The organism is Tropicimonas sp. IMCC6043 (assembly GCF_004146235.1).
GTDB lineage: Bacteria > Pseudomonadota > Alphaproteobacteria > Rhodobacterales > Rhodobacteraceae > Tropicimonas.
Map to the genome: position 1 here is coordinate 1 of NZ_SELO01000134.1, position 835 is coordinate 835.

Sequence of the window (835 nt, forward strand, 5' to 3'; positions counted from 1 at the left end):
TGCCGCCCGAGAAGAAGGTACGCTTCACCTCGAACATCCTGCCGCGGTGGGCGCGGCGGTCACGGAGCCTCGATGCCCTTCTGCCAGTCCTTTACTTGCGCGGCGTCTCCACCGGAGACTTTCAGGAAGCTCTGGCCGCACTGCTCGGAGCGGACGCGCCGAACCTGTCACCGAGTGCCATCGCACGCCTCACGGCCAGCTGGCAGGACGAGTACGCCCGCTGGCAGCACCGCGACCTTTCCGCCCGCAGCCATGTCTACATCTGGGCCGATGGGGTCTACCTGCAGGCCCGGATGGAACCGCAGGCCGAATGCATGTTGGTGATCATCGGGGCGACACCTGAAGGGAAGAAGGAACTGCTCGGCTTCCAGGTCGGCGTGCGCGAGAGTGCACAGAGCTGGCGCGAACTCCTGGTCGATCTCAAGGCGCGCGGGCTCGCCGTTCCGCCCGAACTGGCCGTGGGCGACGGCGCCCTGGGTTTCTGGAAGGCCATGGACGAGGTCTTTCCCGGCACCCGTCACCAGCGCTGCTGGTTTCACAAGGCGGCCAATGTCCTCAACCACTTCCCTAAATCCATGCAGCCCGCCGTCACCGCCGATCTGCGCGAGATCTCCCATGCGGAGACCCGCGCTGCGGCGCTGGCGGCCATCGAGACCTTCCGGGAAAAATACGTCGCTAAATACGAGCGCGGGGTAGCCTGCCTGACGAAGGACACCGAGGCCCTGTTGGCCTTCTACGACTTCCCGGCCGAGCACTGGGACCACCTGCGGACCTCGAACCCGATCGAGAGCGTCTTCGCAACCGTAAGGCACCGCACCGTCCGGACCAAGGGCGC

General features: G+C 66.0%; 1 protein-coding gene. It reads left to right on the forward strand.

The window, feature by feature from the left end; genetic code table 11:
* On the forward strand, positions 1-835 hold an 835-nt coding region (locus tag EU800_RS26095; RefSeq protein ID WP_129636359.1), incomplete at both ends, for an IS256 family transposase.